Genomic DNA, 24,999 nt, shown 5'->3' on the forward strand with positions numbered 1-24,999 from the left:
TTGGTTAATCGAGTTAATGATTGATATGTTTTTGCCGAAAGCATGAAAAGGAGATGAATCATGGCTAATGATCGCAAAGATAATGGAATGAGTCGCGAACAGGCAGGACAGAAAGGTGGTGAAGCCACCTCAAAAACGCATGGTAAAGAATTTTATGAAGATATCGGCCATAAAGGTGGCCAAAAGAGCGGAGGTAACTTCGCTAATGATCCGGAGCGAGCTTCCGAAGCCGGTAAGAAAGGTGGAGAGAACAGCCACGGTGGTAATTCCTGATGGCGGCCGGTCAGGTCGATTAGGTTTTACATAACCACTTAGCTTAAACGTTGCCCCCTTGTAAATATGCCAGTAATAGCATCTAAGCGAGTTACTGCTTAAAGGGGAGTGTACAGAGGTCTTCAATACTTAACTAAACGCGATCAGATATTTCATTTGATGGGTTCGCAAGGAAGCGCTTTATTTAGAAGGAGCTGTTAGTAATGAGGCTGGTACTGCGTAACGTTTAAGTCTGCTGCCAGGAAGTTTTCTTCCTGGCAGTTAATCTAGGAGGCTGTACTATGTTCCACCACTCAGCAAAGCTGCAATATCCAGTTAAAGTCGATAAACCTAATCCTGAATTTGCCATGTTGCTCCAACAGGCTATCGGCGGTGTAGAAGGGGAAATCCGGGTAGCAATGCAATATTTCTTCCAGGCAATGGGGGCGCGGGGCGATGATCGCATTCGCGATCTTCTTATGTCGACGGCTACAGAAGAGCTTGCGCATGTCGAAATGCTTGGTCATGCGGTTGCGCTTAACTTGGAAGGTGCGCCCGTCTCCTACCAGGAGGCTACCGCAGAAGACCCCGTCATGAATGCCATACTAGGCGGAGCGAACCCACGCCACCTGTTGTCATCTGGGCTTTCTGCCATGCCGGTCAATGCTAATGGCGTGCCGTTCGATATGAGCCACATCTATGCCACGGGTAATGTGGCGGCAGATATGCTCGCTAACGTAACCGCTGAGGCAAGTGGTCGAGTATTGGCATCGCGTCTTTATAATTGGACGGACGACCATGGCATGAAAGACTTCCTCTCTTTTCTGATTGCGCGTGATACCTACCATCAGCAGCAGTGGTTAGCCGTCATTGAAGAGTTAGGCGGACTTGGAGCACACCTTCCGATACCGAACGCTACCCCTGAAGATCACGAAGCCATGCAGCATTCGTACTACTACCTCAATACCTTGCTGGATAAAGAGGCGCCGAAAGGCCGCTGGGCGGAAGGCCCCTCATTTGACGGACGTAGCGAGTTCTCGGCCCGCCAACAGCCAGAGCCGGAAGGCCAGGCGCCTACGCTCGGCATGGCAAAGGAGAAATCGGGCGCTCAGAAAGAGCAGATTGATCCGTCAAAATAAGTCGTTATACATAACTCAGTTATTTAAAAGGAGTCAGCACGATGGAAACCAAGTATTTGGAAAACTGGTTACGTGATGCGCATGCTATGGAAAAGCAAGCTGAGGAAATGCTGGAAAAGCAGGCAGAACGATTAGTTGATTACCCTGAGCTTAAGGCGCGTATTGAGCAGCACTTAAATGAGACCCGCCATCAGTCGGATCGCTTGGAGCAGGCCATGGCTGGTTTGGATATTGATACCTCAGCCCTCAAGGATCTGGGTGGTAAGATAACCGCCTTTGGCCAAGCGCTTGGCGGCATGATGATGGGCGATGAAGTCATGAAAGGAAGTATCGCCTGTTACGCTTTTGAGCACTTTGAAATCGCCAACTATAAAGCTTTGATTCAGGCTGCGGAAAGCGCGGGCCATACGGGCGTCGCTCAAGTATGCAAAGAGATCCTTCAGGAAGAGATTGCCATGGCGGATTGGCTGGCGGATCATCTGGAGTCTACGACCACACAATTTTTGCATCGTGCTGATGACGATGACCAGCGCGCTAAACGTTAAGCGCTACCTATCGAAATTCGTTTAACCTGCTACTTTTTAATGCACAAAAAAAGCCGCCTAATGCATGTAGGCGGCTTTGCTCGGTTGGGGAAGGTGGTTTGTTAATCCCCGCCTTTTTTCCATGCCAACTTTTCTACAGCAGGTCGCGTGGAATTGTAGACTCCCAGTTTTTGGAAAATACCCGATACTGCCCTTCATAAGCATCCATCTGGGCATGAATAATAAAGTTCGTTTCAGTGCAGCTCAGCACGGTCCGGGTATACACTTCTGTATGCCAGTCATCCCGCTGAAACGAGCTTTCCGTCATCGTCTCGCCACGTGCTGACGCAAAATCATTCCCTACCGTGGTGTAATATTCGCGGGCGCACCGATGAATCTCTGTACCGGTATCGTTAATGCGAAAGCACCCTTGGTCATTGATGACTTCCAGCGTTGAACCCTTGGCCGCCAGATCTTGATGCAGCAACCAATTATGCTTGCTGGGTGCCAAGTGAGTGATCTCAAGAGGCGGTGCCGACTGGGGCGCTCCAAAATGCGTTAAGCCATCCCCATGATGGTCTGCGGTACGCACCGGTAGTTTAAGTACGCACTGGTTAAAAGTCATATCCACTTGGGCAGGCTTGGGAGGGAGCCAGGCAAGGGGCCAGTAAGAGGTTGAAATAGAAAGCCGTAATTGGTGTCCTGCGGGAAATTTCTGGGCAATACCGTTCATCTCTATCGTCACCCGGTAGGTGCGATGCGGTTCAAGCGGCGTTGGCTCTGCATTGCTATCACGGTGGGTAAGGTTTAACAGGCCATAGGTGACGCGAGTTGCTTTCCCATCCGGCGCCACATCAGAAAGCCTGACGGCCAACATGGCCTGTGGTTGATTACTGGAAACTTCCAACTCTAAAGAAGGCGTGCCAAAGATATTTAACGACTCTGTTAATGCATCTGTACTAAAAATAAGGGAGCCGCCGTCTTCTTCGCGCTGGTCGCCGGGTAAGTCAGGTGTTGCGGCGTAGGAGCACCATTTTCCGGCTGACAAGCCAACGCTTAACGGCGACTGTAGCCCCATCGTGACGGGCTCAACGTTAGGTTCAGACGTACCAACTGAGCAGGTTTGGGGAGTAAGTCGGTAAGGCGACAAGACAAAACACTGCTCTTGCAAATTACTCGATGGCCACTCGGACTCTGTTAACCAGCGGCCGGGTCTTTCTTCATAAGCGTTGTCAGGTGGTACGCTATCCTGCTCCCAGGCGCGCAGCATGGGTTCATCCATAATGCCGTTGTCATCACCTTTCAGCCAATAATCCCACCAGCGCAGTGCTTCTTGTAAAAAACCAATGGCGGGCCCGGGTATTCCCTGGTGAGGGTACTTATGACCCCAGGGGCCAATTAAACCTTTACGCGGAACATCTAGATGCTCCATTAATCTGAAGACGGTATTGGTAAAACCATCGGCCCACCCACCAATCGCATAAACCGGACACCGAATAGCATCATAATTTTCACACACTGAGCTGGTGGTCCAGTACGCATCCCTGCGCTGGTGGCGAAGCCACTTGTCAATCCAAAGGCCGCTGTCTTCCATGCGTTCATGCCACATGTCCCGCCAGCGGTCGCCCACTATCAAAGGATCCGGGGGCAGGGCGTTAAACGCCAGCATTACGGTCGCTTCCGACAAATTGTCTCCCAGTAGGCAGCCTCCCATGTAGTGCATATTGTCGGCATACAGGTCGTCGCTTGAACAGAGGCTGATAATGGCTTTAAGAGCAGGCGGCTGTTTAGCAGCGACTTGCAGGCTATTAAAGCCGCCCCAGGAAATACCCATCATGCCGACATTGCCATCGCACCAGGCCTGGCGGGCAATCCACTCGATCGCATCCACCGCATCAAGCTGCTCTTGCTGGGTGTACTCATCCGTTAATACGCCATCAGAGTCACCGCTACCGCGCATATCCACACGAACACACACATAGCCATGACCAGCAAGGTAAGGGTGATTGGATGCATCGCGGCCTCGCGTAATATCGCGCTTGCGGTAAGGGATGTACTCCATAATCGCGGGAAGAGGCGACGCCAGGCTTGCCTCGGGGAGCCAGATGCGCGCGGCCAACTGCTTGCCATCACGCATAGGAATAAAGACGTTTTCTATCTCGCGGACGTTATAAGGAAAGTCATTGATAACTTCCATGCTACCTCCTTTTAAAGATCCACTTTTTCGATCTCAAAATCTAAAAAATCCAAACAAAATTTATAGTTCTCTTCGATCTCCTCGTGGTTATTGCCGGTGATGTAAAGCGTGCCTAGTCGATAACAAAAGCTGTCCTGATGCAGTAAATCGCCAAGGCGTTGGCCTGGAGCAACATCAAGGCAGACATCGGTGTGCGGTAAGCGTTGTTGAAGCGCCTGTATATTTTCCTGACTAGGCACCCGCGTCACGATGCCATCCTCATGGGCGTAGGGAATAAAGCATTTTGCCGCCACAGGCGCCACGCCTTGGCGGTTTAATAGTGAAGGACGTTGTCCCAAGGCAATATCGATAGCCACTTCATGGTTGGACATGCCGTCAACCAGGACAAATATCTCGCTATGTGACTGAGAAATACGTGTATTAACTTCAATCAGCCAAAGATTGTCAGTCGCCTCGTCCCACATAAATTCAGCGTTAAAACAGCCATTATCGTAGCCAATATGGGTAAGAAACATTTTGGCCGTTTCTACCATTTTGTGGTGAACATGTTCAGGCAGGTTGCTTGGATACTCCAAGCGGTCAAAAAGTGTTTGTGACCCATCCGATTTAGGTTGGGAGATAATACCGTGCACGTTGAACTCGCCCTTAAAAACCGTACCTTCAGGCGCGGCTTGTACACCCTTGACGATCTCTTCAACAATGCAGGAGTTACCATCCAGCGCTTGAATCTCCTCGGGCAGGTCAGCATACGCAAGCGCTTCGTTAAAAGGGTCGCCCAATTGACGAATGCCCATGCGTATTTCTTCAATCGCATGGTCAAACTGCGCCTGATTCTCCACCCTAAATCCCAAGTGAGAAGAGAAGGCCTTTACCGGTTTTATCCAAAAGGGAAAGTCGAGGGCTACCTGGTCAATCGGATTATCTTTGAAAGGATCGACACCACAGAAGGCAGGCACCACATCAGGAATCACCTTTTGCTGCTCCAGGCGGCTCCAGAGCTTATGTTCACACGTTAAAACGCTCTTAATAGAAGGAGAAGGAAGGTCATAATGCTGGCAGAGGAGAGGAACGAGTACGCTGGTGGGAAAATCCCACTGCGCGATAATGCCATCTATTGACCCTGAGAAGCTGTCTAGTTTCGCCTTGATCTCTTCAAAAAGCTGATTAAACGATAGCTCTTCAGCCTCAACCGCGGTATCCACGCTCAGCAGCTCATGAATATTTAATGCTTTTGCCTCACGCAAGGTCTCCATCGCATGACGCTGCTTATCTTCTAGAGCAATTACAAAAATATTACGTTTCATCATTATTCTCTCCGTGAATAAGGTTGTTCTCCTAATGCCGCATCATTAGCGTAAGACAGCTGGTAGCGTTTATCCTTGATATATGTAATTTATTAAAGATCAATCTATGACTTTATTAGTTAACTTGCTTATAAGTTGTCTTGTTGTTAGCTGACCTTTGTTTATGACCCGGTAAGTTTCATTTTGTTTGTAAACGTAACGCTTTTTTTCAAACCTGTGTTACCTGAAAAACGTAAATCGATGATTGATGATACAAATTAATATAAAAATGTTAACAATTGTTAATTTTTATCGCTTAATAGTTTAGTAACATCCTTTATCCAAGTGGGGAAAATAAATAATCCTTGTTTATCTTTTTTTCGTTGACTATATTTTTTTTGCCTCTTACCTATTTTAGTTATATAAACTTTTTACCTTTTGGCTATCATGTATAGCTTACGTCTAACTACAAAGGAGTGTAGAAATGGATAAGGTAATGGCAGGAAATTACGATATTATGGACAAAAAAAGCTTTAGCTTTAATGGTGGCACTGATGATTTCGATGCCTTGAGTTTTGATATAACACTAGAGAGTGTTCTGGGGTTGTATGGAGATTTGGGCAGCGACTCTTTAGAAAGCTTGCGGTCAACGCGCAAAAAACCGGTCGAATTAAAGAGAAATCAAAAGATGCTCTCATTATGTGATGGCCGGGCCGATATGTTTCTAGTAAAAGAAGGATGGGCGAGCCTTTGCCATGCCACCGATAAGCGAGGCCAGGATATATGTAATGTATTTATGCCTGGCGATATCATCGGTGTTCGAGAAAGCTTTTTTGACAACCACGATATTACTATACTAGCGCTTACTAACTGTAAGTTTGAAAAAATATCGGTCGAAGATATACATAAACTTTTTAAAACCGATATGGACGTTAGAAAAGCGGTAATGTCCTATATCATGGTCAATGACAATATTACGATTGAACGATTAAGAAGCTGTACGCACCACCGCTCTGAAGAGCGTGTTGCCCACTTTTTATTAGAAATTTATACACGGTTCTGCTTTAAAGGGTTGTTGAAGACCAATATTTACGCATTTCCTATTACCCAGGACGTGGTAGGCGAGCTATTAGGCATTACTAGTGTCCATGTTAGCCGCTGCATGACCGCGCTGGAGCAAAAGAAGTTTATACGTAAAACACGGAGTAGTATTAAGCTCCTTAAGGCGGAGGAAATGGCGGCAGCAACAGGTTTTGATAGTGAGTTTATTTATGGTCATGTCCTTATAGAGTAACGCTATATCCGTTTTTGAGTAGCCGTATGTTATGGTTTTTTAATGAAAGAGTTACGATAATTGATCAGTGAATCGTATTTTCTTTTGGTTGGTTTTGTTAAGCTGTTGTCGTAGTTGTTTTTTGGTTTAAATGTTGGTCGTCTAGAATGAAATTGCCACTTTCTAAAGCCCTCTCCACTGGAGAGGGCTGTTGGCATGACTTGGATAGCATGAAACCGCATGGCTGATTTGAGTTGGTAAAGTGTGTTAAAGTTAGTGCTGATAATCCCTTAAAGCGTCAATGTGGTGGCAAGGATGTTTTCCATCGCTACGGTCCAAGTATGAAAACTGGTCAGACATTTAAATAGCGAAAGGTGGCTTTGATAGAGCAGTAAGAAATCTTTTTTATAATTCGTGAAAACTCAATGTTTGTTATCTTTAGGGTTGGCGTTTTCAGTCAATTTTGATTGGGTGTTGTAAGTGATTGACGGGTTTGGTTAAGCTTTACTTTATTAAAACGTTAAAAATCGCTTAAGCGATGTTGGTTTAATCCACGTTATAAAGGCTGTGTTATGCCTTGCAGAGACGTATAAGTTAGCTACCTTGTTATGGCAATGACATTGGTCTGAAATTTAATCATACAAGGAGTGGATTAGATGACAGTCAGCAATCTATCTTTTCATAATGTGACCGCCCATAAGCATTACAGCGAGTTAGCGGATTCGCCCTCTTCGCAACATGCAAAATTTTATGACCCCTATCCATCGCGCTTGGCACAGCCTCCTCAAGCGCTTTGGCAGGCGCGTCAGGACGCCGTTGTGAAAGGGCGCCACTTGGCAGGACCTTTAAGCGAACCTCAACTGGATGAATTTGAACGTAAAGGCTTTTTGTTTATCCCGAATCTGATTAGCGGTAGTGAGCTTGATGAGCTGCGTGCTGAGATGCAGGCACTTATGAGTACGGATGCTTACCGCGATAAAGACTTCAGTATTACTGAGCCTGAAAGTAATGAAATTCGTTCACTGTTTGCGGTACACCACCTTTCAGAACGCTTGGGCGCGCTGGCCAGAGATGAGCGCGTGGCAGGTGCTGCTCGGCAGGTGATTGGTGATGATCCTTATGTGCATCAGTCACGGATTAACTACAAGCCAGGGTTCGCCGGTAAGGGCTTTAACTGGCACTCGGATTTTGAGACCTGGCACGCTGAGGATGGTATGCCCGGCATGCATGCAGTGAGTGCGTCCTTGATCCTGACCGATAATCACGAATTTAATGGCCCGCTGATGCTGATTCCTGGCTCGCACAAGAAGTTTGTGCCCTGCATGGGGGAGACGCCAATGGATAACCATAAGCGTTCGTTGAAAGCGCAGGAAGTGGGCGTGCCAAGCCCAGAGGCTCTCACTGAACTGGTTGCCGAGCACGGTATTGAAGCGCCGAAAGGTAAGGCCGGTGGGCTATTGCTGTTTGATTGCAATACACTGCATGCCTCAAACGCTAACTTGTCGCCGGACCCGCGCAGTAACGTGTTCTTCGTCTTTAACCGCCCCGATAATCGCTGCCGCGAGCCGTATGCGGCCCCGCAGCAGCGTCCGGACTTTCTGGCCCATGACCCAGGCCAAGAGTGGCGAGTCGATAAGTGATTGGGAGGATGAACGATAACCTCGTATTAGGTTGTGGAACATGCACATAGGTAGGGTAAACTGTTGCGTCTGTTGTTAAGAACGCGGCACGTATAATGAGAAGGAGAGTACCCGCCATGCGTCTTGTTCCACAATTTACTGACGGTCAGGCATTTCCCCATGCATTGGGCAAAGTCGTATGTGTTGGCCGCAACTATGCTGATCACGCGAAAGAGCTGGATAATCCCGTTCCCAGCGAGCCGCTGTTATTTATTAAGCCTGCGACGAGTGTCGTGGATATAGAGCAGCCGCTGAGCCCGCCTTTTTCTCAAGGCGATGTACACTACGAAACCGAACTGGCCCTGTTAGTTGGGGAAACCCTCACCCACGCGACGCCGGATGAAGCGGAACGTGCGATTGTGGGTATTGGTTTAGCGCTCGATTTAACACTACGCGATGTACAAACGAAGCTGAAAGAGAAGGGCCACCCGTGGGAGATTGCCAAGGGTTTTGATGGGTCTTGCCCGCTATCCAGATTCCTGCCGCTAAGCCGAGTACCCAACTGGAATGCGCTGGCCTTTACGCTGGAGGTTGATGGTGAAGCGCGCCAGCATGGGGAAGGTTCGGATATGATCTTTGCGATTCCCTCGCTGGTCGCGGAAATGAGCCGTCATTTCACGCTTGAGCCGGGCGATGTCATTTTAACTGGCACCCCCGCCGGTGTCGGTGAGTTAACTCGAGGCACATCACTGCGCTTAACGCTGACCGGTGGTCTGGAAGTGACAACCACTGTTACTGAATAAGCCAGCGTTGCATAGTGAAAGCGCCCCTTGGTCGTCCAGGGGGGACGCTTTCTATTGGTGCTGAAAAGTAAGGCAAAAAAGTAAGGCGATAGCGTTACTCTAAATACGTATAGCCTTCCAGTCCTTCGTGCAGGCTTGCCGCAAAGCTTTCCTGCTCTTGCTCTGAGAAATCGCTATTGACGATCTGCTCAGTCAGCTTTTGCATAAGTTCCTTGGCGTCAAAGTTGACGTAGGCCAGTACATCGGCAACGGTATCACCCGCCAGCGGATTGGAAAGCACCCACTCGCCGTGCTCGTTTAATGCGGCGTCAACCGAGTCGGTATCGCCGAACAGGTTATGCAAGTCACCCAGAATTTCTTGATACGCCCCCACCAGGAAAAAGCCTAGCCAGCGCTCATCTTCCGAGGGCCATTCGGGAAGGGGCAGGGTGCTTTCTACACCTTGTCCATCAACGTAGCTGTCGATACGTCCGTCTGAATCGCAGGTAATATCCTGAATGACAGCACGGCGTGTTGGGGGTTGATTCAACCCGCTTAATGGCAGCACCGGGAAAATCTGCTCAATGCCCCACACATCAGGCACCGACTGGAACAGCGAAAAGTTAACAAACAGCTTGTCAGCCAGCTTCTCGGCCAGCTCGTCCATAATTTCGCGGTGTGCCCGATTACGAGTATCCAATTGACTGCGCAAACGCGCACAGGCGGCCAAATACAGGCGCTCGCCTTCGGCACGGGCATTGATATCGCTCAGGCCCAGCACAAATCTGTCCTGTAACTCGCTTACTGCCTGCAAGAGGTCATGCCAGGCCTCGACCAGCATGCGCGGCTCCTGAGGCGTGGCAAGCTGGTCGAACACGCGCCACAGGGCATCAACCTGTATATCGTCCTGAGGCGCCTTCTCGGGCGGCGTATCATCAATGCGCTCTTCGCCAATCACGTTGGTAATAAGCACCGCGTGGTGGGCCGTCAATGCTCGGCCCGATTCGCTGATTAAATGGGGCTGAGGTAAATGGGACTCTTCGCACAGCTGAGCAAAGGCGCTCACTACGTTACGGGCATATTCGCGCATCGAGTAGTTGGCAGAGCAGTAACTGCGCGAGCGAGTGCCTTCATAGTCAATGCCCAGGCCGCCGCCCACATCGACCGTATCAATGGGCGCACCCAGAGTGATGAGGTTTTCATAAAAACGGGCGCACTCACGCAGACCGCGCTGAATGTCGCGAATATTGGCGATCTGCGAGCCCAAGTGGAAATGCACCAGTTGCAGGCTTGCCAAGGCGTCCTGGGCGCGCAGCGTTTCCACCACTTCCAGAATTTGGCTGGCAGTTAGGCCGAACTTGGACTTTTCGCCGCCGGTATTTTGCCACTTGCCTTTCCCCACTGAGGCCAGGCGCGCACGCAGGCCAATACGCGGTGTAACACCCAGCTCCCGGGCCTCTTCCATGATCATCGCAAGCTCGGAGAGCTTTTCCACGACCAGGTAAACACGGTGGCCAAGCTTCTCACCCAGCAGGGCAAGGCGCACGTACTCACGGTCCTTGTAGCCGTTACACACGATTAGCGATGACCCGCCGCCCGAGAGAGCAAGCACGGCAAGAAGCTCGGGCTTGCTGCCTGCTTCCAGGCCTACTCGGCCATTACCGCGCTCGGAAGTCGCCAGAATTTCCTCGACCACGCGGCGCTGTTGGTTGACCTTGATGGGGTAAACCGCCGTGTAGCCGCCCTGGTAGTCAATATCACTCATGGCAGCATCAAAGGCGCCGCACAGCTGTTCAACCCGGTCGTGCAGAATATCGCTAAAGCGCACCAGAACAGGCAAGCGTAGGCCCGCCTCCTGCAACTGAGTAACCAGCTCACGCAGGGGCAGGGTAGGGCCTTCGGCGTCGCTGCCCAAGGGGCGCACCAGCGCTTGGCCGTGGTCGTCTACATCAAAGTAGCCGCTGCCCCATTGGTCGATATTCCATGTGCGGCGAGCACTTAGTGCTGACCCACTTTGCGTTGCACTCATAAGTCAGCCTCAGGAAGAGGTAAGGCGCCATACGCAATGCGCGCGTTTAAGATGGTATGAAAACGCTCGGGGTCGTGAGGTGTTAAATCGTGAGCCGGTGGGTCAACGTAGACGACCAGCAGGCGCGATAACCAATAGCGTAGCGCCGTCATGCGCAGCATTATCGGCCATACGTCACGCTCCTCGTGGGTGAGTGGTCGGCGTGCCAGGTAAGCCCCCAGCAAGGCATTATAGCGCTCTGCATTGAGCGTGCCGTCTTCATTTGATGCCCAGTCGTTAATCACGATGGCGAGATCAAACAGTAGGTCACCAGTACAGCCATTATAAAAATCAATGATGCCGCCAAGCTGATCGCCATCGAACAGCGTGTTGTCGCGAAACAGGTCACCATGGATAGCCCCTTGGGGCAGCTTGGCGTACTGACTGAAGGCGCTTTCAAAATCCTCGACTTCGTTTTTCATTAATGCCTGATCATCAGGGCTTAAGTACGCCAATACTTTATGGTGCATGGCCTGTAGCCAGTGCAAGTCGCGGGGGTTCGGACGATGGCCGGAGAAGTGCTGTGAGATCACATGCAAACGCCCCAGCGTGTCCCCAAGCGCCCGGCACTGCGCCAGGTTAGGGGCGACGGGATGACGGCCCGGCATACGCGGAAATAGCAGGGCCGGTTTATCCGCCAGGCTGTGCAGTGCAATGCCATCGCGGTCATGAACCGGGCCTGGCACTGGCAAACGGTGTTCATCCAGGTAGTCCAGCAGGTCGACGAAGAACGGCAGCTCTTCATGTTCACCTTGTTCAAACAGGGTGAGCACCAGTTCTCGGCGCTGCGTGGTAACAAAAAACGTTGAATTTTCGGTGCCGCCCGCGACTCCTTGCAGAGATACAAAGCCACCAACATCAAAGTTGTCTAAAAACGTAGCGACCTGTGCGTCGCTAAGCGGGGTGAATACAGCCATGAAAGTCTCGCCCAGGTTGCTAAGCTGATTATTGTAGCGGCTTGCTGGCTGAGTTGGCAGCGTTGTTAAGCGCTTAAGCGTATTTGTATCCGCCAGTTTATTTCAGCCGCTGGCGCTTAGCGCGTATCATGACCCTATACTTTTTTTGCAATGGATATTGGTTATGGCCCGTGCCCCGATCGTGCTCGTCGATGGTTCCTCGTACTTGTATCGTGCCTTCCACGCGCTGCCGCCGTTAACAACCTCTAATGGCCAACCGACGGGAGCCGTTAAGGGCGTGCTGAACATGCTCAAACGGCTCATAAAGGATTATCCGCAAAGCCCAATGGCGGTGGTGTTTGATGCGCCGGGCAAAACCTTCCGTGATGAGCTCTTTGAAGACTACAAGGCGCATCGCCCACCGATGCCGGATGATTTACGCAGCCAGGTCGCCCTACTGCATGCCTGCGTAAAGGCGCTTGGCTTGCCACTTTTATGCATTGACGGCGTGGAGGCGGATGACGTGATAGGTACGTTAGCGCACCGTGCCACGCAGGCGGGTCGGGATGCAGTGATCTCCACCGGCGATAAAGATATGGCGCAGCTGGTGAATGCGCATATCACGCTGGTCAATACCATGAAAGATGAAACCTTGGATGAGGCCGGTGTGGAAGGCAAGTTTGGTTTGCCGCCTGCTCTGATTATCGATTACCTCGCCTTGATGGGCGATAAGGTCGATAACATCCCGGGCGTGCCGGGTGTGGGCGAGAAAACCGCCTTGGGGCTGCTGCAGGGAATGGGCGGCGGGCTGGATACCATTTACGGGGATTTAGAGCGGGTTAAAACGCTCTCGTTTCGTGGGGCCAAAACGTTATCCAAAAAGCTTGAAGAGCACCGTGAGCAGGCCTATCTCTCCTATCAGCTCGCCACCATCAAAGTCGACTGCGATCTGCCGGTTGGGCTGGATAATTTAGATATTGCGCACCCGGATCGCGAACAGCTGGTTGCGCTTTATAAAGAGCTTGAATTCAGGCAGTGGCTGGCTGAACTGCTGGAGGGAAAAGATGAAGGCGTGGATGACGTAAAAGGCGGCGAACCGGTATCTGACGATGCTGAGGAAACCAGTGATGCGCAGTCAGCCAGCCCTCAAGAGCGCCAGGACCATGTCATCGTTGAGCAAAGCGAACTGGACGCTTGGCTCAAGCGCTTAAAAAGCGCCAAGCGGTTCTGTTTTGACCTGGAAACGACCAGCCTGAATTACATGGAAGCCGAAATTGTGGGAATTGGCCTGGCGCTCGACGCCGGTGAAGCGGCCTATATTCCGCTGGCCCACGACTATTTGGATGCTCCCGCTCAGTTGGATAGAGCCAAGGTTTTAGCTGCGCTTAAACCGCTGTTCGAAGATCAAAAGACCATCAAGATTGGCCAGAACCTCAAGTACGATATTTCCGTATTGGCCAACTACGACATTATCGTTGCTGGAACGCTGGCCGATACCATGCTGGCCTCTTATGTATTGAATTCCACAGCGACGCGCCACGACATGGATTCGCTGGCACTTAAGTACCTGGGCGAGAAAACCACCTCGTTTGAAGAGATCGCTGGTAAAGGCGCCAAGCAGCTGACCTTCAACCAGATAGCGTTAGAGCAGGCAGCGCCCTACGCCTGTGAAGACGTCGATATTACCCTGCGCTTGTACGATGTGTTGCGCCCGCAGGTAGACAAAGAGGGGCGCCTGGCCCAGGTGCTGGATCACCTGGAACTGCCGCTGATCAAGGTAATTTCCCGCATTGAGCGTAACGGCGTGGCGATAGATGCTGAGCGCCTACACGCGCAGAGCCAGCAGCTGGATAAGCGCATTCGTGAACTGGAAATTGAAGCGTTTGACCTGGCCGGGCGTGAGTTTAATCTTGGCTCGCCCAAGCAGTTAGGCGAAATTCTGTTTAACGAGCTGAAGATCCCTGTTCTCAAGAAAACACCCAAAGGCGCGCCATCAACGGCCGAAGCGGTGCTTGAGGAGCTGGCGCTGGATTACCCGCTGCCCAAGGTCATCATGGAGCATCGCGGGCTTTCCAAGTTGAAGTCCACCTACACCGATAAGCTGCCGCGCTTGATCAACAAGGCAAATAACCGGGTACACACCAGTTATCACCAGGCGGTCACCGCCACCGGTCGTCTCTCTTCATCGGACCCGAACCTGCAGAACATCCCCATTCGCACCGAAGAGGGGCGCAAGATTCGTCAGGCGTTCATTGCCCGGCCCGGCTATCGCATTGTTGCCGCTGACTACTCGCAGATCGAGCTGCGCATCATGGCGCACCTTTCAGAAGACAAGGGCCTGCTGGAAGCGTTTGCCGAGAATCGCGATATCCACACGGCCACTGCCGCGGAAGTCTTCGGCACCGCGCTGGACAAAGTGTCCAGTGATCAGCGGCGTAGTGCTAAAGCGATTAACTTCGGGCTGATTTACGGTATGAGCGCGTGGGGCCTTGCGCGCCAGCTGCATATCGAGCGCAATCAGGCGCAAACCTATATCGACCGCTACTTTGACCGCTACCCAGGCGTGGCTCGCTATATGGACCGGATTCGCACCCAGGCCGCGGAAGATGGGTTTGTGGAAACCGTGCTGGGGCGCCGCCTGTACCTGCCGGAAATCCACTCGCAAAACCGCAACCGCCGTCAGGGCGCCGAGCGTACCGCGATCAACGCGCCCATGCAGGGCACCGCCGCGGATATCATCAAACAAGCCATGATCGACGTGGACGCTTGGCTTGCAGAGGGCGAGTTCGATGCGCTGATGGTCATGCAAGTACATGATGAACTGGTGTTTGAGGTGAAAGAAGAGCAGGTGGAAGCGTTTATTGGTGAAGTGCAAACGCGTATGCAAGCCGCCGCCGAGCTTAAAGTGCCGCTGATTGTCGAAGCCGAAAGCGGGGTTAATTGGGATGAAGCGCATTAAAAAGTAAATAGTGCGCACATGAAAACGGCCCGCCAAGTGGCGGGCCGTTTTGTATGCGTGGGGAGGGCTTAGCGCCAGCCGACGCGGTCAAAAATACGAATGGCTTCGGGGTTATTCTCACCCAGCACATTAATATTCAGCTCATCCTTTTTGAAGTCACCCCATGACTCTAATACCGGGTCTTTCTTGACACCGTCGACGACCGGGAACTCATAGTTACGCTCGGCGAAGATTTCCTGGGCGCCATCAGATGATAAGAACTCCAGGAATTTAATGCCGTTTTCCGGGTTTTGCGCATTGGCTACCAGGCCTGCACCGCCAACGTTAACGTGGGTGCCACGGTCGTTCTGGTTGGGGAAAATTACCCCCACCTTGCGCGCTGCTTCACGGTCAGACTCGTTGTCGGAATGGAGCATACGAACATAGTAGTAGTGGTTGGCAACGGCCAAGTCACACTCGCCACTAGCGACCCCAAGAATCTGGTCAGTATCACCACCTTCCGGGTTACGTGCCAGGTTGTTAACCACGCCCTGGGCCCACTCTTCTGCACCCTCTTCACCGTGATGCTCAATCATGGAGGCAAGCAGCGACTGGTTATAGATGTTGTTGGAGGAGCGAATGCACAACTGGCCTTCAAACCGAGGATCGGCTAAATCTTCGTAGCTTTCGATCTGGCTGGGGTCGAAGTTATCGCGGTTATAGAAAATTACCCGTGCACGCTGGCTAAAGCCAAACCATAAATTGTCAGGCTGGCGCATTGACTCCGGCAGACGCTCGCTCAGTACCTCAGAATCCACGCTTTGGAACAGACCGTCCTGCTCGGCGCGCCATAAACGGCCCGCATCGACCGTCAGCATGACGTCGGCGGGGCTGGCAATGCCCTCACGCTGCATGCGCTCCATCAGTTGGTCGGAGTCGCCTTCCAGAACGTTCACTTCGATGCCCGTCTCGTCGGTGAACGCTTTATAGAGGATTTCATCCGAATCGTAGTGGCGGGCAGAGTAAATGTTAACCGCATCGGCAAGTGCTGTACTTGATACAGCAGCGCCCGCAAGAATGGCGGCGATAGAGACTGAAAGACGTGTTGTTTTCATATAGTTAGCGTCCTAAATGATTATGAGAATAAGTTGCATTAAGTTTTAGTATTGAATACTTTCGCAGTACCCGCGTCAAGGGAAAAAAGAACAAGGTGTTCGTGGTTGTGCAACCCTGCGTGCATATCAAGCGAATGAAAAATACAATGGTGTTGATATTCAACGCAGCCTGCCTAGCAGCACGCCAAAAGTGCTGGCTAAGTGAGACGCTGGTTCAACGAGAACATGGTGACATTATGGCAGTAACCGTATCAGCACCCGATAACGCCACACTACAGGCGCTTTCGCTACACGATGTTCACCATACGTATGCGGCAAACCAGGTGGTGAAAGGTGTCTCGTTAGAGATTTCCCCTGGAGAAGTCGTGTGCCTGCTGGGGCCATCGGGATGCGGTAAAACCACGCTATTACGTATTGCCGCAGGGCTGGAAGCCCTTCAACAAGGTAGCGTTAGCCTGGAAGGGCAGGCTGTCGCATCACCCGGCCAACGCCACCTTCCGCCGGAAAAGCGTAATGTCGGCTTGGCATTTCAGGACTCGGCGCTTTTCCCGCACTTAAGTGTGCTGGAAAACGTCACCTTTGGGCTCAAACAGATGCCCGCGCGTCAGCGCCGTGAACGCGCGGTCGAGCTGTTGACTCAGTTGGGGATGGCGGATTACATCGATACTTACCCGCACATGCTGTCTGGCGGGCAACAGCAGCGCGTCGCCTTGGCCCGGGCGCTTGCGCCAACACCCAAGCTGATGCTACTCGACGAGCCCTTTTCAAGCCTGGATGCACGCCTGCGTGACCGCATTCGCGACGACACGCTGCACGTGCTGAAAAAACTGGGGTCAGCCACGTTACTGGTGACCCACGACCCGGAAGAAGCCATGTTTATGGCTGACCGAATTGCCCTCATGCGCGATGGCCGAATTATTCAAACGGGCACGCCGCGCGAGCTTTACTGCACACCGGTCGACCCGTTTGTGGTGACCTTTTTTGGTGAAGTAAATGAGCTCAGCGGCACGGTTAAGCAGGGCAGTGTGCAGACCCCGGTAGGCGAGATAGATGCCAGTTGGCTGCCCGAAGGCAGTAAGGCGCGGATTATGATTCGCCCTGAGGCGCTGCGGCTTCAGGAACGCGACTTGCCCGCAGCCGTCCACCGCCATAGCCACGTGGTCATGGCAAAGCTACTCGGGCGTTCTAGCCTCATTCATTTGTGCGCCCACGGGGCTGATGGCCAGGAGGCGCATCTACATGCCCGCGTGCCCGGCGTCTTTCTACCCCAGGAGGGCCAGCCGATTGATATCGACCTGGACCACTCTCAGGTGTTTGTTTTTCAGGATGAAGCCTAGGTAGATTTACTGAGCATGGCTGCCGGGCCGCGCCCGGCGCATGGCCAGGCTAAGCAGAATCACCGGTAAGATGCCGACCACCACAATAGCCAGCGACGCGGTGGAGGCCTCAGCCAAGCGCTCATCAGACGCCAGGCTATAAGCACGTACCGCCAGAGTATCGAAGTTAAACGGCCGGAGGATAATCGTCGCGGGCAGCTCTTTCATCACATCCACAAACACGAGAATTCCGGCGGCCAGCAGGCTGCTACGCATCAGCGGCGTATGAATACGGCGCAGCGTGCCGCCCGCAGTTTGGCCTAAAGTGCGCGAGGCGGCGTCCATATTGGGCGTCACTTTGCCCAGGCTTGCCTCAACCGCATTAAATGACACGGCCAAAAAGCGCACGACATAGGCATAAATTAAAATAAACGCCGAGCCGCTAAACACCAGGCCGATAATTTTTCCGTAGTGGGCGTGTAGCCACGTATTCAGCGTGTTATCCAGCCAGGCAAAGGGAATCAAGATACCTACTGCAACCACCGAGCCGGGAATGGCATAGCCCATCGCGGCGATTCGGGTAAATAGCCGGGCCCCGGGCGAGTTATGTAGCCGGACGCCATAGCTCAACAGCACCGCTAGGCCCACGGCAATCAGCGCCGCGACCATGGCAAGGCTTAAGCTGTTGGTAGCGAAGCGGATAAAGCGCGTGCCCAGCAGGGCGTCGCCCTGCTGAATGGCAAGGTTCAGCAAGATGCCGCTCGGCAATAAAAAACCAATCACAATAGGCAACAAGCAGGCGAGTGTTGCGCCGAGGGCGCGCCAACCATGCAGGCGGTACTCGGGCAACTGCTGGTAGCGGTTGGTGGTATGAAAATAGCGCCGCTTCCCGCGCGAGAAGCGCTCCAGCAGCACCAGTACAATCACGAATGTCAGCAAACAGGCCGCCAGTTGAGCGGCTGCCACGGGCTCGCCCAGCCCAAACCAGGTGCGGTAAATGCCGGTGGTAAAGGTATCCACGCCAAAAAACTGCACCGCGCCAAACTCGTTGAGAGTTTCCATCAGCACCAGCGAAACGCCACCCACCAGGGCGGGGCGCGCCAGCGGCAGGGCAACGCTTGCAAACAGATGCCAGGGGCCGCGACCCAGCGTGCGCCCTACATCGAGTACGCATACCGATTGCTCAAGAAAGGAGGCGCGGGCGAGCAAATAAACGTAGGGATACAGCACAAACGTGATCAGCGTCGCGGCGCCGCCTAACGAGCGCACGTTGGGGAAATAGTAGTCGCCGTATTGCCAGTCAAACCACCCGCGAAGCGCACTCTGTAGCGGCCCCGCCACCTGCAAAAAATCCGTGTAAGAGTAGGCGATGACATAGGTCGGCACCGCCAGCGGTAATAAAAGTGCCCACTCAAAGATTCGTTTGCCTGGGAAGCGACACATCACCACCAGCCAAGCGCTACCGGCGCCCAGGATTAACGTGCCCAGCCCCACCCAGAGCACAAGCCAAAAGGTATTCGATAGATAGCGGCTCAACACGGTGCTCGCCAAGTGCTGCCAGACGCCTTCCGTCGGCACAAAGATATAGCTCAAGACAACCAGAATCGGCAATGCCACCGTCAGCGCAATCAAGAACAACGCACATGACCAGGGTGTGAGTGATAGCCTAAAGCGGGATATACCGTCAGCGAGTAGCGCCAATCGTGAACGGCGAGCGGGAATGGGCACGTCGTTGTCTCCTAAGACGAGGCTGGCAGGCTGACTCGTCAATGCGAAAAAATAACAGCTGTAAATGGTATCACTTGGGTAGTGTGGCTGCAGCTATCTCCACGCCCAACCGCTCGTTAAGGTAATCAGCACTCCGTTTAGCCAATGAGTGTTGTACAAAGGGGAAAAACGGCGAAAATAGACCTACTTTCCGAGCTGTATTTTAAGCAATAACGCGTGTCAGGAGTCTTGATGCTAGGGTTATCACCACCAAGCGGGCTGGCGGAAACGTTAAGCATGATTAGTGAGCGGTCAGTTCAAGCGCTAGTTGCTCATTCCAGGCGGCTGGAGAGGAGGCGTTGGCGTCAACTGGTATGGCTAGCCGGTAGGCCTTGCGAATGCCGTGCCCACGCGCATCGTCTATGGCAGGCGGCTAACTGGACAGCACCTTTATGGGTCGCTCATCAGGCCGATGATGTGCCCGTTGCGCCCTGGATAACGCCCCGTAAGGCGCGCACGCGTTTAGGTGCAGAGCATCAGCTCATCGTGCTGGATGCCAGTGGTGAGGCGGGCCTTGATCCTGACGCGCTAGGCGCGCTGGCAGGCACGTTGATAGCGGGAGGCTTGCTGGTGCTTATTACACCCAGGCCTTGGGGTAACCATCCGGACCCGGATTACGCGCGTTTTGCTGACCACCCTTGGCACTGGGAGCAGTTAACGTCGCACTATCTGGCGCGATTGGCTCGCCTGCTTTATGAGCGTACAGATGTCATCCCTTGGCATGCCCCAGGAGTGCCAAAGCTTCCCCGTTTACCCGCCAGCACGAATTGTCCACAGAGCGTTAGCGATAGCGCGTGTCTCACGGCGGATCAATCGGCTATCGTTGCCCAGCTTGTACGTTTGAAGCGCCGCCGCCCGGTGGTGATTACCGCTGATCGTGGGCGGGGTAAAAGTGCCGCGCTTGGGATCGCTTGCGCACGCCTTTTAGAAAACGGGACCTCGAATATCATTGTGACGGCTCCCAGGTTAAGCGCCGTGGAGAGTCTGTTCGCTCGGCTTGAAGCCCTGTGCCCTGACGGAGCGCGCATCGCTCCTGGGCGCTTTCAACTCGCAGATAACCGCGAGCTGAGCTTTTTGCCCCCGGATGTATTGACCGAGCACGTTGCGGCCAAACAGTTGGGAGGCGATGGCAGCTATTTAATGGTGGATGAAGCCGCGGCGATTCCTGCTGCCTTGTTGGGTCAGTGGCTGGCGGCGTTTCCACGTATTGCGTTTGCGACCACCGTTGATGGCTACGAAGGTTCGGGGCGAGGGTTTGCCTTGCGCTTTAAAGACGTATTGACCCGGCTGACGCCGCAATGGAAAGCCTTGACGCTGGACACCCCCATTCGCTGGAGTGCCGGTGATCCTCTTGAAGCCGCGATTAACCGGTTGCTGCTACTCAAGGCGCCTTTGCCAGCGTTAGGGCAACGTGACGATGACGCGGATGGCTCATATACACTCGAACGTGCCTGCCTTGCCCAGGAGGAAGCTGCTCTTGAAGCGCTGTTTGGCTTGTTGGTGCAGTCTCACTACCGGACCTCTCCAGGTGACGTGCGTCAGCTGTTAGACGGACCCGGAACCACGCTGCGTCTACTGGGGCACAAACATGCCCCTCAAGCGGTTCTAGTGGCACGAGAAGAGGGCGGTTTTGATGCCTCGCTTGCCGAGCAAGTCGCACGGGGCGAGCGCCGCCCGCAAGGGCATTTGATGGCGCAGTCGCTGGCCGCCCACATGGGCAGCCGTACAGCACTGACCGCCCGCTGGCGACGTGTCGTGCGTATCGCCACTCATCCAGACCGCCGCCGGGAAGGCCTGGGGCAACAGCTTATTGCCGAGGATGTTCAGGAGGCCACGCAGCAAGGCATTGCGCTTTATGGCGCCACCTTCGGTGCCGAAGCGTCGCTACTACGCTTCTGGCTTGCCCAAGGGTTTCAGCCGGTGCGGCTGGGCATCACCCGTGAAGCCGCCACGGGTGAATTTTCGGTGATGGTTGCCAAAGCGCTGAACGTTGAGGGACACGCGGTATTGCATGCGTTAACGGCAGGGTTCAGCGCTGCGTTACCTGGCTTGCTGGCGTTTGAATTAACCACGCTGCCCGCCGAGGTAGTCACACTGTTACTACGCGGACTGCCTTCTACGCCGCTAACCGCAAAGGAGCGCCAAGCCATCAACGATGTCGCCTATGCGCATCGTGACCCGGCGCTGGCGCGGCCTGCGCTACAAGCGCTAGCGCGAGAAGCCAGCCACGTGCCCTCATCAGGCATGGCAACCGCGCATCACCAGCTGGCGGCGTGGGCCTTTCAAAATCAGCCTTTAGCCGCCGCGCATAATGCGTCCGTTCGTGCACTACGCCAAGCGGTGGGGCAGGTGGCATCAATGCATGCTTTTCCCTCGTCGCCTTGAGGAGTAAAGTGGGTCGGTTACCGATAATGAAGAGCTTTTATGAACGCACATTTAGACGCGTTAACGCCGCCTATCGTTTGGCGCCATTTTCGTACGCTGTGTAATACGCCGCGCCCTTCTGGCCAGGAAGCTGCGTTGGTCGCGATACTAGAAGCCTGGGCCGATGCTCAAGGGCTTGCTCACGACCGCGATAGTTTTGGCAATTTACGCATTTGTAAGCCGGCATCACCTGGTTGTGAACACGCCCCAGGGGTTATTTTGCAGGGCCATCTGGATATGGTGGCCCAGGCCAATGCTGACAGCGCCCATGATTTTTCGCGTGATCCAATAAGCACCTACGTCGCCGATGGTTGGCTGCATGCTGAGGGTACGACGCTCGGGGCTGACAACGGAATGGGCGTAGCGGCTATTCTTGCCGTACTTGAGGATGCAGAGCTCACCCATGGTCCGCTTGAAGCGCTGTTTACTCTGGAAGAAGAGACCTCAATGGGAGGCGCGCTGAACCTGGCAGAGAACTGGCTGAAAGGTTCATTGCTGCTTAACTTGGACAGTGAAGATCGCGGTGAAGTGTATATCGGCTGCGCGGGCGGTGGCGATGTGGTGGTGGATGCCCAGCTACCCGTTGCCAAGCTACGCGACGATGAGCAACTGGTCGAGATTGCACTGACAGGCCTTAAAGGCGGCCATTCAGGCATGGATATCCACAAGCCGCTGGGCAATGCCAATCGCCTGCTGGTGCGTGCGCTGCGTACCCTTGAGGGGTTTGATGGGCGGCTGGTTAGCTACCACGGCGGCACGCTGCGTAATGCGATTCCTCGTGAAGCATTTGCTCAGCTGGCCTTGCCCGCTGACGAAGTGGATGCCGCCTTCGACGCGCTAAAAGCGCTGGAAAGTACCCTGCGTGCCGAGCTTGGCAGTGGCGATAGCGGTCTGGTGCTGACGGCAACGCGTGCGGTGAATAATGCGTCAGTAGACCCGCTAACCCTGGACGCCAGTGCCATGTTGGTGGCCGCGCTTCACGCAGCGCCCTGCGGCGTCGAGCGCATGAGCGCTGATGTGCCCGGTGTTGTTGAAACGTCCAATAATCTGGGTGTACTCAGCCTGAAAGAGGGGCGTTTGCATCTGTGTGCGCTGGTACGCTCCTTGCACGATACCGCAATGATCGCTTTGGCCGACCGTTTTGAGGCACTGTTTGGGTTGATTGGCGCACGTGTCCGTGTCGAGAATAGCTACCCCGGTTGGGCGCCGAATCCTGGCAGTGCGCTGTTAGCGATTTTTAACAAACGCCATGCCGCGCTGTTTGAGAAAGAGCCCGCTGTTAAGGTTATTCACGCGGGGCTTGAGTGCGGTATTCTGGGCAGTAAATATCCCCACCTGGATATGATCTCGTTTGGCCCGCTGATTCGTGGGGCTCACTCCCCGGATGAGCGGGTGGAGCTTGCATCGGTCGATGAGTTCTGGCGTATGCTGCGTGCGTTGATGGAAGATTTGGCCCAGAAAGGCTAGCCAACCTCGGGCTAAACAAAACGGCACCGCGAGGGTGCCGTTTTTGCATCTATCGCTAAGAAGAGCGCTTATCACTTACCGAGATAAGCGTTCAGCATCCAGATGGTTTTTTCCTGCTCGCGAATGTAGTCGCTGGCTAGTGAGGCTGTCCCTTCATCATCAGCGTCAGAGGCGAGTGAGAGCACTTCGCGCTGAAGCTCAATCAGGACCTGGTATCCTTTGATAATGCCGTTAACGCAGGCTTTGCCGTCGTGTACGTCTTTATCTTCCTGAATATGCGAAAGCGTGGCGTAGTCACTGTAGGCATGCACCGGCTTGTGGCTCAGGGTGAGGATACGCTCGGCGACTTCATCTACCTTGGTAAGCAGGTCCGTGTAAAACTCTTCAAACTTGGCGTGCAGTTCAAAAAAGTCGCTACCCTTCACGTTCCAGTGGTAGCCGCGCACGTTCATGTAAAAAATCTGATAGTTCGCCAGCAGGTGGTTGAGTTTCTCGGCAAGCTGGCTGGCACTGCCTTCATGAAGGCCGATGCTATTGGTATCGGTCATGCTGTCTCTCCTTGTTGGAGCCGTGTAGCACGGCTATCAAATCGTTTGATTAGCATAAAACGCTGCTGGAACATTGCAAAACAGGTTTTTTGCATCGTACTCATAGCGTTATGACATTACCGTGACGGCAACACCGTCCGGTTTTAATAACTGGATCTTAAAACGGACCATGTATCGACGTGGCTTTCACGAACGCTGCCTAACAACAGTAATGCTGCCGTTCGAGATGTTTTTCAAGGGGCCGCCGGGGTTAACCATAAACGAATAATTGTTTCACAGCGTGCCGCCAGCAGCTCGGCTGTTCTGGGTAAAGCCTGTTCCAGCGTCATGGGGCCATCGGCCAAGGCAAAGGCCGCGGTTACACCTTCATCAAGACAGGCTTGCCAGCCATCGCCCAGGCTGCCCGCTAAAATAATCACTGGTTTACCCAAGCGCTTGGCCGCACGGGAAACGCCAATGGGTGTTTTGCCCGACATGCTTTGCCCATCCAGGCGTCCCTCACCGGTAATGATCAGGTCAGCGTTATCGAGCAGAGTGGGCATATTCGCGTGCTGCATAATCAATTCGATGCCCGGTTTTAGCGTCGCGTTAAGAAACGCGCTGGCTGCAAACCCCATTCCGCCTGCGGCACCTGCGCCGGGCAGGTCTCGGTAGTCCTGCGCCAACGTGCTGGCGCAAATGTCGGCAAAGCGGGCAAGCGCCAAGTCAAGCTGAGCTACCTCTTCAGGGGAGGCGCCTTTTTGAGGGCCAAATACCGCACTGGCGCCCCGTTCACCCAGCAGTGGGTTATCCACATCCACCGCTGCTTCCACGTTGAGTGAGGCCAAGCGTGGGTCCAGCCCAGAAATATCCAGCGATTCAAGGCCTGCAAGCGCAGCACCGCCTGGCGCAAGTGGCTTGCCATGCGCATCCTGAAACCTGGCGCCCAGGGCTTGTAGCATGCCAGCGCCGCCATCGTTGGTGGCGCTTCCTCCCAGCAGTAGCAGTACGTTTTCGGCGCCCTGGTTAAGCGCTGCGAGAAATAACTCGCCTACCCCAAAGGTGGAGGTTTGTAGCGCGTTGCGCTCTTGAGGGCTTAAGTGTTGTAATCCGCTGGCTTCTGCCAGTTCGATAAACGCGGTACGCTGTTCGCTAAGCCAACCCCAGGCGGCATCGCGGGGTCGTCCAAGTGCATCGTGAACCGTTTGATAGCACCGCTTGGCAACGGTTGCGGCAATTAATGCATCCAGACTTCCTTCGCCACCATCAGCCAACGGGCAGCAGTGTGTTTGCGCGCCGGGGACCGCACTACGTACGCCTTTAGCCATCGCCTTGGCTGCTAATTCAGCGCTTAGGGCGTCTTTAAAACTATCGGGGCAAAGCAGGATATTCATCGCACAATCTCCGCAAAT

General features: G+C 53.6%; 18 protein-coding genes. 10 read left to right on the top strand and 8 right to left on the bottom strand.

What is annotated here, in order from left to right; genetic code table 11:
• The first annotated feature begins 60 nt into the window (after window positions 1-60).
• The 3 genes from FKN99_RS07800 to FKN99_RS07810 all read left to right on the top strand — a co-directional run bounded on the left by FKN99_RS07800 (window position 61) and on the right by FKN99_RS07810 (window position 1,936).
• A complete protein-coding gene (locus FKN99_RS07800; protein WP_172117339.1) occupies window positions 61-273 on the top strand; it encodes a con-10 family general stress protein in 213 nt (70 codons plus the stop codon).
• A gap of 281 nt (window positions 274-554) precedes the next feature.
• Window positions 555-1,391, top strand: coding sequence for a manganese catalase family protein (locus FKN99_RS07805; RefSeq protein WP_172117340.1), 837 nt, complete (start codon window positions 555-557; stop codon window positions 1,389-1,391).
• Window positions 1,392-1,432: 41 nt separating this feature from the next.
• The gene (locus FKN99_RS07810) at window positions 1,433-1,936 is read left to right on the top strand and encodes a ferritin-like domain-containing protein (protein ID WP_172117341.1); all 504 of its coding nucleotides are present in this window, start codon (window positions 1,433-1,435) and stop codon (window positions 1,934-1,936) included.
• A 133-nt stretch (window positions 1,937-2,069) separates the two neighbouring features.
• Here FKN99_RS07810 and FKN99_RS07815 read toward each other — a convergent pair whose 3' ends face one another.
• Complete coding sequence (locus tag FKN99_RS07815; protein WP_172117342.1) at window positions 2,070-4,112, bottom strand: CocE/NonD family hydrolase; 2,043 nt, start codon at window positions 4,110-4,112, stop codon at window positions 2,070-2,072.
• A gap of 11 nt (window positions 4,113-4,123) precedes the next feature.
• Window positions 4,124-5,419 (bottom strand): ATP-grasp domain-containing protein, encoded by a 1,296-nt coding sequence (locus FKN99_RS07820; RefSeq protein ID WP_253927001.1) that lies wholly within the window; start codon window positions 5,417-5,419, stop codon window positions 4,124-4,126.
• 460 nt (window positions 5,420-5,879) lie between these two features.
• On the opposite strand from FKN99_RS07820, the gene FKN99_RS07825 reads away from it, so the two are divergent.
• The 3 genes from FKN99_RS07825 (at window position 5,880) to FKN99_RS07835 (ending at window position 9,090) form a co-directional block, all read left to right on the top strand.
• Window positions 5,880-6,689 (top strand): Crp/Fnr family transcriptional regulator, encoded by an 810-nt coding sequence (locus FKN99_RS07825; protein WP_172117343.1) that lies wholly within the window; start codon window positions 5,880-5,882, stop codon window positions 6,687-6,689.
• A gap of 635 nt (window positions 6,690-7,324) precedes the next feature.
• Complete coding sequence (thpD, locus tag FKN99_RS07830; protein ID WP_172117344.1) at window positions 7,325-8,308, top strand: ectoine hydroxylase; 984 nt, start codon at window positions 7,325-7,327, stop codon at window positions 8,306-8,308.
• Window positions 8,309-8,424: 116 nt separating this feature from the next.
• Entirely contained in the window at window positions 8,425-9,090 is a 666-nt protein-coding gene (locus FKN99_RS07835) for a fumarylacetoacetate hydrolase family protein (RefSeq protein WP_172117345.1), read from the top strand.
• Window positions 9,091-9,184: 94 nt separating this feature from the next.
• Here FKN99_RS07835 and speA read toward each other — a convergent pair whose 3' ends face one another.
• Entirely contained in the window at window positions 9,185-11,098 is a 1,914-nt protein-coding gene (speA, locus tag FKN99_RS07840; protein ID WP_172117346.1) for a biosynthetic arginine decarboxylase, read from the bottom strand.
• The gene (locus FKN99_RS07845) at window positions 11,095-12,054 is read right to left on the bottom strand and encodes a homoserine kinase (RefSeq protein ID WP_172117347.1); all 960 of its coding nucleotides are present in this window, start codon (window positions 12,052-12,054) and stop codon (window positions 11,095-11,097) included. The genes speA and FKN99_RS07845 overlap by 4 nt, the downstream gene beginning before the upstream one ends.
• Window positions 12,055-12,217: 163 nt before the next feature.
• On the opposite strand from FKN99_RS07845, the gene polA reads away from it, so the two are divergent.
• Window positions 12,218-14,992, top strand: coding sequence for a DNA polymerase I (gene polA, locus FKN99_RS07850; protein WP_172117348.1), 2,775 nt, complete (start codon window positions 12,218-12,220; stop codon window positions 14,990-14,992).
• A 68-nt stretch (window positions 14,993-15,060) separates the two neighbouring features.
• On the opposite strand, the gene FKN99_RS07855 is transcribed toward polA, so the two are convergent.
• Window positions 15,061-16,086, bottom strand: a complete 1,026-nt coding sequence (locus FKN99_RS07855) for a Fe(3+) ABC transporter substrate-binding protein (protein ID WP_172117349.1) — start codon at window positions 16,084-16,086, stop codon at window positions 15,061-15,063.
• A gap of 236 nt (window positions 16,087-16,322) precedes the next feature.
• Between FKN99_RS07855 and FKN99_RS07860 the strand changes: the two genes are divergently transcribed.
• Entirely contained in the window at window positions 16,323-17,423 is a 1,101-nt protein-coding gene (locus tag FKN99_RS07860) for an ABC transporter ATP-binding protein (protein ID WP_172117350.1), read from the top strand.
• A gap of 6 nt (window positions 17,424-17,429) precedes the next feature.
• Here FKN99_RS07860 and FKN99_RS07865 read toward each other — a convergent pair whose 3' ends face one another.
• The gene (locus tag FKN99_RS07865; protein ID WP_172117351.1) at window positions 17,430-19,130 is read right to left on the bottom strand and encodes an ABC transporter permease; all 1,701 of its coding nucleotides are present in this window, start codon (window positions 19,128-19,130) and stop codon (window positions 17,430-17,432) included.
• A gap of 231 nt (window positions 19,131-19,361) precedes the next feature.
• On the opposite strand from FKN99_RS07865, the gene FKN99_RS07870 reads away from it, so the two are divergent.
• Together FKN99_RS07870 and FKN99_RS07875 are read left to right on the top strand one after the other, a co-directional pair.
• Window positions 19,362-21,554 (top strand): tRNA(Met) cytidine acetyltransferase TmcA, encoded by a 2,193-nt coding sequence (locus tag FKN99_RS07870; protein ID WP_172117352.1) that lies wholly within the window; start codon window positions 19,362-19,364, stop codon window positions 21,552-21,554.
• A 39-nt stretch (window positions 21,555-21,593) separates the two neighbouring features.
• Window positions 21,594-23,060 carry an aminoacyl-histidine dipeptidase gene (locus tag FKN99_RS07875; protein ID WP_172117353.1) on the top strand — a complete coding sequence of 489 codons (1,467 nt, stop codon included), beginning with the start codon at window positions 21,594-21,596 and terminating at the stop codon, window positions 23,058-23,060.
• A gap of 71 nt (window positions 23,061-23,131) precedes the next feature.
• Here FKN99_RS07875 and FKN99_RS07880 read toward each other — a convergent pair whose 3' ends face one another.
• On the bottom strand, window positions 23,132-23,608 hold the full coding sequence (locus tag FKN99_RS07880) for a Dps family protein (RefSeq protein ID WP_172117354.1): 477 nt from the start codon (window positions 23,606-23,608) through the stop codon (window positions 23,132-23,134).
• Between the two features lie 233 nt (window positions 23,609-23,841).
• Window positions 23,842-24,981: a glycerate kinase gene (locus FKN99_RS07885; RefSeq protein WP_172117355.1), complete on the bottom strand. Its 1,140-nt coding sequence runs from the start codon at window positions 24,979-24,981 to the stop codon at window positions 23,842-23,844.
• Window positions 24,982-24,999: the final 18 nt, after the last annotated feature.

It is taken from the genome of Halomonas hibernica, from assembly GCF_013183775.1.
GTDB classification, from domain to species: Bacteria; Pseudomonadota; Gammaproteobacteria; order Pseudomonadales; family Halomonadaceae; genus Vreelandella; species Vreelandella citrativorans.

What these genes read in the sequence shown, in the direction of transcription:
- FKN99_RS07875 (WP_172117353.1), top strand. Translation starts at nt 21,594, where the DNA reads ATGAACGCACATTTAGACGCGTTAACGCCGCCTATCGTTTGGCGCCAT.
- FKN99_RS07870 (WP_172117352.1), top strand. Translation starts at nt 19,362, where the DNA reads ATGCTAGGGTTATCACCACCAAGCGGGCTGGCGGAAACGTTAAGCATG.
- FKN99_RS07885 (WP_172117355.1), bottom strand. Translation starts at nt 24,981, where the DNA reads ATGAATATCCTGCTTTGCCCCGATAGTTTTAAAGACGCCCTAAGCGCT.
- FKN99_RS07810 (WP_172117341.1), top strand. Translation starts at nt 1,433, where the DNA reads ATGGAAACCAAGTATTTGGAAAACTGGTTACGTGATGCGCATGCTATG.
- FKN99_RS07820 (WP_253927001.1), bottom strand. Translation starts at nt 5,419, where the DNA reads ATGATGAAACGTAATATTTTTGTAATTGCTCTAGAAGATAAGCAGCGT.
- FKN99_RS07860 (WP_172117350.1), top strand. Translation starts at nt 16,323, where the DNA reads ATGGCAGTAACCGTATCAGCACCCGATAACGCCACACTACAGGCGCTT.
- FKN99_RS07800 (WP_172117339.1), top strand. Translation starts at nt 61, where the DNA reads ATGGCTAATGATCGCAAAGATAATGGAATGAGTCGCGAACAGGCAGGA.
- FKN99_RS07880 (WP_172117354.1), bottom strand. Translation starts at nt 23,608, where the DNA reads ATGACCGATACCAATAGCATCGGCCTTCATGAAGGCAGTGCCAGCCAG.
- thpD (WP_172117344.1), top strand. Translation starts at nt 7,325, where the DNA reads ATGACAGTCAGCAATCTATCTTTTCATAATGTGACCGCCCATAAGCAT.
- FKN99_RS07815 (WP_172117342.1), bottom strand. Translation starts at nt 4,112, where the DNA reads ATGGAAGTTATCAATGACTTTCCTTATAACGTCCGCGAGATAGAAAAC.
- FKN99_RS07835 (WP_172117345.1), top strand. Translation starts at nt 8,425, where the DNA reads ATGCGTCTTGTTCCACAATTTACTGACGGTCAGGCATTTCCCCATGCA.
- FKN99_RS07805 (WP_172117340.1), top strand. Translation starts at nt 555, where the DNA reads ATGTTCCACCACTCAGCAAAGCTGCAATATCCAGTTAAAGTCGATAAA.
- FKN99_RS07855 (WP_172117349.1), bottom strand. Translation starts at nt 16,086, where the DNA reads ATGAAAACAACACGTCTTTCAGTCTCTATCGCCGCCATTCTTGCGGGC.
- polA (WP_172117348.1), top strand. Translation starts at nt 12,218, where the DNA reads ATGGCCCGTGCCCCGATCGTGCTCGTCGATGGTTCCTCGTACTTGTAT.
- speA (WP_172117346.1), bottom strand. Translation starts at nt 11,098, where the DNA reads ATGAGTGCAACGCAAAGTGGGTCAGCACTAAGTGCTCGCCGCACATGG.
- FKN99_RS07845 (WP_172117347.1), bottom strand. Translation starts at nt 12,054, where the DNA reads ATGGCTGTATTCACCCCGCTTAGCGACGCACAGGTCGCTACGTTTTTA.
- FKN99_RS07825 (WP_172117343.1), top strand. Translation starts at nt 5,880, where the DNA reads ATGGATAAGGTAATGGCAGGAAATTACGATATTATGGACAAAAAAAGC.